This window comes from Streptomyces sp. NPDC048370 (assembly GCF_043200825.1).
Lineage (GTDB): Bacteria > Actinomycetota > Actinomycetes > Streptomycetales > Streptomycetaceae > Streptomyces.
Genome location: NZ_JBICYI010000031.1, coordinates 1 through 8,380 on the forward strand (window position 1 = coordinate 1; position 8,380 = coordinate 8,380).

10 protein-coding genes and 1 pseudogene are annotated in these 8,380 nt (G+C 67.0%); 8 read left to right on the top strand and 3 right to left on the bottom strand.

The genetic code is table 11. The features are described 5' to 3' along the window. The 6 genes and pseudogenes from ACGFYP_RS34560 to ACGFYP_RS34585 form a co-directional block, all read left to right on the top strand. Positions 1-393 (top strand): annotated as a pseudogene (locus tag ACGFYP_RS34560) (5-amino-6-(5-phosphoribosylamino)uracil reductase); the annotation flags it as partial. Positions 394-533: 140 nt separating this feature from the next. Beyond that, entirely contained in the window at positions 534-824 is a 291-nt protein-coding gene (locus tag ACGFYP_RS34565; RefSeq protein ID WP_393502065.1) for a hypothetical protein, read from the top strand. Continuing rightward, positions 818-1,441, top strand: coding sequence for an RNA polymerase sigma factor (locus ACGFYP_RS34570; protein ID WP_393502067.1), 624 nt, complete (start codon positions 818-820; stop codon positions 1,439-1,441). The genes ACGFYP_RS34565 and ACGFYP_RS34570 overlap by 7 nt, the downstream gene beginning before the upstream one ends. Beyond that, complete coding sequence (locus tag ACGFYP_RS34575; protein WP_393502069.1) at positions 1,442-3,127, top strand: IclR family transcriptional regulator C-terminal domain-containing protein; 1,686 nt, start codon at positions 1,442-1,444, stop codon at positions 3,125-3,127. Positions 3,128-3,235: 108 nt separating this feature from the next. Beyond that, entirely contained in the window at positions 3,236-3,433 is a 198-nt protein-coding gene (locus ACGFYP_RS34580) for a hypothetical protein (protein ID WP_393502071.1), read from the top strand. Positions 3,434-3,685: 252 nt separating this feature from the next. Continuing rightward, positions 3,686-4,042 (top strand): hypothetical protein, encoded by a 357-nt coding sequence (locus ACGFYP_RS34585; RefSeq protein ID WP_393502073.1) that lies wholly within the window; start codon positions 3,686-3,688, stop codon positions 4,040-4,042. 193 nt (positions 4,043-4,235) lie between these two features. Here ACGFYP_RS34585 and ACGFYP_RS34590 read toward each other — a convergent pair whose 3' ends face one another. After that, positions 4,236-4,370, bottom strand: coding sequence for a hypothetical protein (locus ACGFYP_RS34590; RefSeq protein WP_393502075.1), 135 nt, complete (start codon positions 4,368-4,370; stop codon positions 4,236-4,238). Positions 4,371-4,533: 163 nt separating this feature from the next. Between ACGFYP_RS34590 and ACGFYP_RS34595 the strand changes: the two genes are divergently transcribed. Together ACGFYP_RS34595 and ACGFYP_RS34600 are read left to right on the top strand one after the other, a co-directional pair. Continuing rightward, on the top strand, positions 4,534-5,397 hold the full coding sequence (locus tag ACGFYP_RS34595; protein ID WP_393502077.1) for a hypothetical protein: 864 nt from the start codon (positions 4,534-4,536) through the stop codon (positions 5,395-5,397). Between the two features lie 82 nt (positions 5,398-5,479). Then, a complete protein-coding gene (locus tag ACGFYP_RS34600) occupies positions 5,480-6,391 on the top strand; it encodes a transposase family protein (protein WP_393502079.1) in 912 nt (303 codons plus the stop codon). A gap of 748 nt (positions 6,392-7,139) precedes the next feature. Here ACGFYP_RS34600 and ACGFYP_RS34605 read toward each other — a convergent pair. Together ACGFYP_RS34605 and ACGFYP_RS34610 are read right to left on the bottom strand one after the other, a co-directional pair. Next, on the bottom strand, positions 7,140-7,520 hold the full coding sequence (locus tag ACGFYP_RS34605) for a hypothetical protein (RefSeq protein ID WP_393502081.1): 381 nt from the start codon (positions 7,518-7,520) through the stop codon (positions 7,140-7,142). Continuing rightward, complete coding sequence (locus ACGFYP_RS34610) at positions 7,517-8,104, bottom strand: TetR/AcrR family transcriptional regulator (RefSeq protein ID WP_393502083.1); 588 nt, start codon at positions 8,102-8,104, stop codon at positions 7,517-7,519. The genes ACGFYP_RS34605 and ACGFYP_RS34610 overlap by 4 nt, the downstream gene beginning before the upstream one ends. Positions 8,105-8,380 lie beyond the last annotated feature (276 nt).

Consider the following 8,380-nt stretch of genomic DNA (forward strand, 5'->3'; position numbering starts at 1 on the left):
GGCCCGCCATCCGACACTGCCTTCAGTGTGGGTGCGGTCATCGTCGCCGCCGATGGTGTCGAGCTCGCCCGTGGATACTCCCGCGAGAACGACCCCCACGACCACGCCGAGGAAGGCGCCCTCGCCAAACTCCCCGCCGACGAGCCGCGCTTCGCCGGCGCCACCGTCTACAGCTCGCTCGAACCCTGCGCAAAACGTGCCTCACGCCCTACACCGTGCTCCCAGCTCATCCAGAACGCCGGGATCCGCCGTGTCGTCACGGCCTGGCGCGAACCCGACACCTTCGTGCCCGGCGCCGACGGCACCGAACTCCTCCAGCACGCCGGCGTCACCGTCATCGAACTGCTCGAGTACGCCAGCGTCGCGAAGGAGCCGAACCGGCACCTGCTGTAGACGAGCCGGAGAGACAGAGCCGGGCAGCACGGACGGATCGAAAAGATCTTGCGACGCCTGTTAAGAACAGAGGCGACAGGGCCCTATGAGGAGTGAACGCACACCGCGTCCCCTTTCAAGTTCCCTAAGGTACCGACGAGATGGATCTGATCGACTACCTGGCCTTCGTGATCTCTGCGGGGCTCCAACTGTACAGCGCCCTGCCCGGTTCCATCTGTCTCCATCCCACGCTGCGACCCGCGGTGAAGGAAACCTCTACTCCCGCCGTGCCCTCTCCCGAGACGCGTCTGGTGGCCAGGGAGATCCTTTGCAACCTCCCGCCCGGGGCGGTCGTTTGCTACGAGCCTCCCGACGGTGGCTGTCTGACGGTCTGGTGGATCGACCCCGGCCCTGCCCACCGCGGCGAAGGGGACGGCTACCGGCTGTGGTGAACGGCTCATCCCATCGTGCCTCTGGTGCTGAAGACCCCTTCAGCACCAGAGGCGAGGACGGCAGGACCCTCCACGCCATCATCCGGGAGAAGGTATTCCGGTTCCTGCTGACCATCCCCGAGCTGAGCGACGCCGACCGCTACGACATCACTGACGCCGCCATCCTCACCGCGTACCGCACCGGAAGGCTCGACCCCACCCAGCAACCGGTCGCCTACGTGAAGCAGATCGCCGTCAGGCAGGCCCAGGACTACCTGCGCAAGAGGAGCCACGAGGACCTGACAGGGGACTTCCTCGAGACCGGCGGTGACCGGGCCGACGACGAGGCCGACCCCGCCGACAACGGAAGGCTCGACAACCGGGCAAGGGAGGACCGGGCGATCTGGGAGGAAGTCGACGAGGCGATTCAGCGGATTCCCGCCCAGCAGTGCCGCGAAGTAATGGAGCGGCAGAGCCATGGTGAGGATGACGACAGCATCGCCTCCGGTCTCGGCACAGCGAAAAACACGGTGTACCAGCAGCGAAAGCGCGGGGTAAGTGCAGTCGAGGAGCAGCTCAAGAACTACATCCGGCCCGTGTACAAGCCAGCCGCCCGGTCCAAGCAAGGTGAGCGGTAGATGAACCCCCCGAAGGCATACGGAGGACACGCGATCAAGGAGGAGCAGATGGAGAGCGATAGGGACGCCTACCAGCATCTGCTCGCCTTGCTGAAGACACCGGCCGACTACTGGGACCGGCCCGCCTGCGATTGGCCGGGGCGGCCGCCTCAGGGCGACCTCACCGACGAAGACGTGTCACAAGCACGCCAGGACGCCAACACCGCCTACGTCATCGGGTCCCGGGCGCTCCGGCAGGGAGACATCGCCCGCGCGAGAACCTGGTTGGCCATGGCCTGCGACCAGTGGCACCCCGGCGGGGCGTTCCGCATGGCCGTTCTCTCGCTTCGCGAGCGGAGGCCCGCCGTCGCCTTGGAGGCGCGGTCGCGTGCTGAGCATGGCACTCTCAAGGCCCTGTTCCGGGCAGCTCAGTGGGGGCACTCCGATGCCTGGCGCCTGGTCGCCGCGCTTCCCCGGCATTCCTTCCCGGAGTTGGCGGACGCGTCGCTGGAACTCCGCTCTGTCTCCGCCGCAGTGCGCGAGGATATGGCCGAGTCCTACGAGCCCGAGGATCCCGAGTTCCACGACGAGCTCCTCGCGTACTACACCGAGGTCGGGACCACTCTGAAGCCTGCTGATGGTCTCCCGTCACCTCTTGATGCGGGCGGCACGTCTCATCGTGTCGAAGTTGATGAAGTCGTTGAGGCAGCATCTGCCGAGCCTGCGGATACCGTCGCTCGCACCGGGGGGTGGATGTGGACACCGCCGACGGAGACGCCATCCGGCTCCGAGCACACGCCACGACAGTGGGAGTCGTCCCTGCGCGTCCTGGACGTCATGCACCTCGTCCGAGGCGCCGGCTCCCCCGTCACCGCCAACGACGTCGCCCGCACAGCCCGCGTATCGACGAAGGCTGCCTCCGAGTTGATGGCCTGGCTGGACGAGAACAGCCTGACCAGCTCCCTTCCAGACGGTACCCACACCTCCGGGCCTCTGCTGCAGTCCATCGACCGCGGTGAAGACGTGCTGCAGCAGGTCTTGGACCGGCTGCGCGACGACACCGGTGCCGCCGTCTACGTCAGCACCTACACGGACGGCGAAGTCAGCATCTCTCACTCCGCCTTCGGACCCGACACTCCTCAAGTCACCGAGTACGCGCCCTTCCGAGAGTTCGCGCACGCCAGCGCAGTCGGAAAGAGTCTCCTTTCACAGCTCCCCCGCGAAGCCCGCATGGAGCACCTCTCCCGCTGGCGCCCGGTCCCCTTGACCGAAAGGACCATCACCGACCGCGAAGCCCTCTTCCACTCACTGGACCTCTACGGTCCGCAGGGCTCGCACTTCGACCTACTGGAGTACTCCGATACCGAGGTATGCGCCGCGATCTCCGTGCCACTACCCGGCCAGCCCCGCTGCGTCGCGCTGTCTCTCCCCTTCGCCGAACGCAACCGTCTCGTCGCGGCGGCAGACATACTCAGCAACCGCTCCACCGGCCTGCTCCTCGCCCTCGTCCTCGCCACACTGCATCAGCAGGAGACCACCACTACGGAAGAAAGCGGCTCGAGCCCGATCGGCCAGGCGGCCTCGGCCCCGGGCGGCTGCCGTCCCAGCAGTGGACTCTACGTACCGCAGTCCGGGCTTCACCTACCGCCCGCGTTCAACCACCACCTCGCCCTCTCGGACAGTCTCTTGATCATCAACCGGAGTTGACGACGCGGCCACCACCCAGCCGGTCAAACATTGCGGATCCCAGCCCATCCCCGGACCTTCGCAGGACCGGGCCGGCCCGGCATCACCATCGCCGGGGTCCGTGAAGCGGTGATCGGCGTCGCCAACCGAACACGCCTGCTGTTGTCGATCGGCATGGCGGTGGTCTTCTCGTTCTTGGTGGCCGCCGTCACGTTCGCTGTTGCCTGCTGGGGCGGAGCCCGCTGCCTGAGTCTGTTTCCAGCGTTCGCGATGGCACTGATGGTGATCAGCGCCGTGCTCGCGGTGGTACTCGCGGCCTTCAAGTAGGCGGAGCCCGGCCCTCGGCGTGAGCGGGTACCCGCCGCCGGTCCGGTCGTTGGTCGGGGTGTGACTTCCTCCCCACTCCCCGCAGTTCATCGGTCGCTCGCGTCTGTTCCCGCTGCCTGCCATCAGTGCGAGACGACGTCGGCAGGCCCATGCGGTCTACGGCAGGCTCGGACTGCCCGCCCGATGCCGCTGTGCGAACCGTGCTGGACCGGCCGTCCCGGGCGCGGGTCGGCCGATCTGGAAAGCGCGGACGTGGCCTGGCGCTCCCTGGTCGAACAGTGCGAGGCCGTGACGGACAACTACGCGGCGGGCCGCTGGCTGCCTTCCTTGTGCGAGTTGGAGGTCGTTGAGGGCCTGGCCCGTACGGCGTGGTCCGAGACGACGATGACCACCGCGCGCGATGCCGTCACATCCTTGGCGACCGGCCTGACGGCCGGCCTGTTCACCAACGCGGCCCACGTCCTGCGGATGGTCGACGCCGCCGACACGGCGCTGCGGCCGCTGCGGGTCCTGGTCGACGTCCTCGCGGACGACGCGCCATCCATCGCCCAGGTCCTGCGGCCGCCCGTAGGAAGCTTCGGAGCAGGTAGTCGCTGCCGACCGCGGTGAAGACGATGGCGGCGCGCGCCTGATCTCCGTGGGTTTCTCTGAGATCGCGCCGCGCATGACTCAAGGCGGCGGGACGAGGCGAAAGCCGAGCCCCGGCGGTCCGCGCGTCACCGGCGCGCCCGACTGCTAGCGCTGCCGCGGATCCCCGCCCCGCAGCCAGGTCGACGCGGGGCGGGGCGGCGTGGCCAGTTGGTCAGGTCTGAAGCCAAAGCTCCATCACAAGACGCAAGACTTCCTTGGCCATCTGCCACATGATCCACCTGCTAGCGGTGGCCGTCATCGTGCGCCTCTGTTCCTCGATGCGCCACGGGGACGTGAACTTCTTCATCGCTTCTCCTCCTTGAGACGGCCGACCGTGTGGTCGACGAGTCACATGGAGTCCGTTTGGTGCCTGATCCGTCGTGGCCTGAACTGGCTGAACGGGACGTTGAAGCACTTCAGACCTGGTGAAATTGGCGTTCAGTGAACGTTCGGACTGAACAGGGGGGGCCATGAGCGATACACCGGCGGTCGATCAGCTCGTCGCCGCGCTGACGGAGCTGCGGAACAAGGCAGGGGGGTTGACCCTGGGGCAGATCGAGACCCTGGGGAGGATGCAGAGGCCGCCGGTTAGCCTGGGGAAGAGCAAGCTGAGCCCGTGGTTCACCGGCAAGGCCGTGCCAGATTCTGGACCGGCCTTCGACACCTTGGTCAGGCTGCTTGAAGACCTGGCCCTTCAGAAGACGGGCACACCCAAGCTGGGCGTGGGCAGGTGGCAGCAGATGCGGAACGCGGCAGCCTCCGAGCGACGCTTGCTACCGGAGACCATCGGTGAGGAAGGGGCCGAGACGGACGGGCTCGTGAGCCACGCAGAGTCCAGTCCGGTCGGGACCAGCCGAGTCGACCGGGAAACGATGCGCGGTGCCCTCGAAGCCATGGACAAGGTGCTTAACACGGGAGAGGAGCTCGACCCATCTGACTTTGTCCCGCTGCTGGAGTATGCTGGCTCAGACCTGGCTCAACCCCTAAGAACTGTCACTGATCCTGACGCGGACTTCGCCACCTGGACGCGGGCGGCCATCGAGCTGTGCAGGAAGTTGGACGAAGAAGGCGTGCGGGATGGAAGCCCGGCCCAGTACACCGAAATCCTCGCAACCCTTGAGCCGTTGGACCGTCTCCTCAACGGAGACGCGGAATCAGTCGGCGCTGCTGAAATGGCTGCACTCCTGGACCTGATCGACCCGGAAGCAGCGGGTTTGATGCGTACGTTGGCGTGTCCTAGCGCCCCTTCAGGTGTCAGAGTCCGAGCAGCCCTTGACTTCCTGGAGCGCCTAGAGGACAGGCAGCACGGTCCTGCCGTGCAGGTCAGCGACTAACGAGCTCGTGCATGGTTAGCGGTGAGACGTTGGGCCTTGGATGGTTGATCATGGTCGGGTGGTGGGGAATGCGTCTCGTGCAGTGGTCATCAGCAACCGCCGGATCACGGGTCTGTCGGCCGATGTGATTGCTGAACTCATCGCCGAGGTGGGTCCGTTGTGGCATGAGCGTCACCAGGCCGGGCTTGCCTCTCGGCCGCGGAAGCGGGCCGTGGGGGCCAGCGCGAAGCACCGGCTGGTCTTCGTCGACCGGCTCCTGGCCACGCTCGTCCACCTCCGCCATGCAACCACTCACGACGTCCTGGCCTGCTGGTTCGGCGTGGACCGCTCCACCATCACCCGGGCCGTCGGCGAGGTGCGGCCCCTGCTTGCCGAGCGGGGGTGCACCGTCAGTCCCGACGTGCGGCTGCGGACCCTGGCCGAGGTCGTCGAGCACCTCGGTGCCAGCGGGAAGACCGGCATCGTTGACGGCACCGAGATCCGGGTCCGGCGGCCCGTCGCCGGAAGCAAGGAACGGGACAGGTTCATCTCTGGCAAGAACAAGCAGAACGCCGTCAAATCCATGGTGGTCACGGACGGCGAGGGGCGCGTGCTGTGGTGCAGCCCGACCAAGCCCGGAAGCTGCGCCGATATCACCCACGCCCGCCAATTAGGGCTGGTCAAGCTGCTGACCGATGGGCCCGCGGTCGAAATCCTTGCCGATGCCGGCTACCAGGGCCTCGGTGCCCAGACCAGCGGACGCGTGGTTACTCCGCCGCACCGCAAGTTCAAGAAGAATGCCCCCGACTGGTACGAGGAGATGCACGAGCGACAACGCAGGGCGCACTCCTCGCGACGCATCCGGGTCGAGCACGGCATCGCCCACCTCAAGAACTGGCGGTCCCTGACCCGCCACCTCGGCCGCCGCGAGCATATGAGCGACATCATGCAGGCCATCGCCGGCCTGCTGTCCCATCAGCAGACTGCAGACTTGATCCCCGCACAGCAGATGTGAACACCGAGCCCCGCCGAAGCCTTGACGTCTCTTCGCCTACCGTGCACGAGCTCGTTAGGGCGCCGTGCTGGTTGACGTCCATCGCCGCTTCCGCGACAGCAAATAAGGCCTCGTCAGCCGTAACGGTGCCCGCTACGTTCATCTCGTGTGTTACTACGCTGAGAAGCCCTACAAGCTGCATTACGTGTGCCTGCTCTGCCGCGTCGCGTGCAAGCGGCATCCCAGGTCCAGCGGACACCAGTGCCCCCGATGCGGCGAGGGAATGCTCAATGCGGGGCACGACCTTGCGGCACCACGACGCCGAGACGCCAAGGCGTGGACCGTCGTCGCTGCGGTGTTGGGCGCCGGGCTGCGTTACGAGGGCCGTGAAGACTGTGGCTGCGACAAGGAACCCAAGTTCCGCCCCCGTACGCGAGCGCAGTTGCGAGCACGTCGAATCGCAGCGGAACGGATGGGAACCCCCTCGCCGACATGCTCGGACGCGCAGATCCGCAGACGCCCGCATGACCTGACACGCCGGTGCACACGCGGCACATGACCCAGCGATGTACCCGCAAGATCATTCACGGAACCGCGGGCAGAGCCCGAAATTTCCTCGGTGTCGCTCTTGCTCCCACTCGGTTGCCGTGTCAACGGACACCGCAGGGTCTACAGGGGCAGCGGCGATGGCGGGGCGCCAACCTGGCAGACTCGATGGCAAGACCGAACGGCTGGACGCGCCGGCCGCGTGAGCTCTCCAGGCATGTGGCTACGTGGCGCCCGCCGCCGCCAGCATTGCGACCGGCAGGAGCAGGATCCACTGCGGTAGGCGGAGTAGCGGTCTGGGCCAGCCGACGGTCAGCGTGACGACCAAGAACACCGCCGCGTACGCGGTGAAATGCGCGGCCACGAACCACGCCACCAGGCCGGTACCCGGCCTACCGTCCGTCAGGGAGAGGTAAAGCAGAGCGATTCCGGAGAGCACCAGGTCTCCGCTCACCATGTGCCACACGGCGTGCAGGACATGCTTGGGTTCGTCCGCGAGACCGCAGGTCAGCAGCGGGCGCACCACATCGCGGTGCCCGCCGACGATGTGCACCGCGGCCACGCCGAGCGCGGTGATCCCTGCCGCGAGAAGCCAGCCGTTCATCGGACCTCGATTCCTTTGGCCACGACAGCGGCCAGCAGGGCGGCCAGCTGCGGGTCAGGGTGCTCGCCGACCAGCCCTACGTGGAAGAACACGGCTCCTGCCAGCGTGTCCAGGACCAGTTCCACGGGCGTTTCGGCCGCGATCTCCCCACGCAGCACGGCGCGTTCGAAGACGACCAGCAGCCGCTCCTTCGACGGGGCCAGGAAGTCACCGCGGATACGCGCCTTCAGTTCCGGATCGGCGGCGAAGTCGGCGAGCAGCCCCGGAAGTGCCGCCGTGGCGGCAGGCGCGCGGAACTCGTCGACCAGGCCCTGTAGCAGCACGGCCAGGTCCCCGGCCAGCGTTCCGGTGTCCGGGGGCGGAGCATCATCGGTGGTCGTGAAGACGGCCTCGAAGACCAACTCCGGCTTGCCCGGCCACCGCCGGTAAATCGTGTCTTTGCCGACACCGGCCCGCGCGGCCACAGCCCCGATCGACGTCGCGGCGTAGCCGACCTCGACCACCAGTTCTGCCGTCGCGCGGATGATCGCCTCGTGCGATCGGGGATCCCTGGGACGCCCCCTGGAGGGCGGAGAGGAGCTCATGGCATTTACCTTACGGGTCGACCCGTAAGGTAAACAAGAGACTGACCTGCCCTTCAGAACCGGAGCCGGCGGCGCCTCTTCAGGCCGTCGGATACCTGACGAGCGGGCCGAAGAACTCCTGGCAGCCGCCAGCGACGGCGTAGGCGAGCCCTCGGGGTGCACGACAACCGCCCGCGGAACGCTCCACATTCGGCCAAGACCCGTACATCCCCCACAGACGCCGAGATCCCGCCCTACCTTCCGGCTGAACGGGATCTCGTGATGACCTCCTGAGAG

Bases quoted from the DNA above. Each gene is read 5' to 3' on its own strand.
- ACGFYP_RS34565 (WP_393502065.1), top strand. From the start codon at position 534: ATGGATCTGATCGACTACCTGGCCTTCGTGATCTCTGCGGGGCTCCAA.
- ACGFYP_RS34575 (WP_393502069.1), top strand. From the start codon at position 1,442: ATGAACCCCCCGAAGGCATACGGAGGACACGCGATCAAGGAGGAGCAG.
- ACGFYP_RS34590 (WP_393502075.1), bottom strand. From the start codon at position 4,370: ATGAAGAAGTTCACGTCCCCGTGGCGCATCGAGGAACAGAGGCGCACG.
- ACGFYP_RS34595 (WP_393502077.1), top strand. From the start codon at position 4,534: ATGAGCGATACACCGGCGGTCGATCAGCTCGTCGCCGCGCTGACGGAG.
- ACGFYP_RS34605 (WP_393502081.1), bottom strand. From the start codon at position 7,520: ATGAACGGCTGGCTTCTCGCGGCAGGGATCACCGCGCTCGGCGTGGCC.
- ACGFYP_RS34610 (WP_393502083.1), bottom strand. From the start codon at position 8,104: ATGAGCTCCTCTCCGCCCTCCAGGGGGCGTCCCAGGGATCCCCGATCG.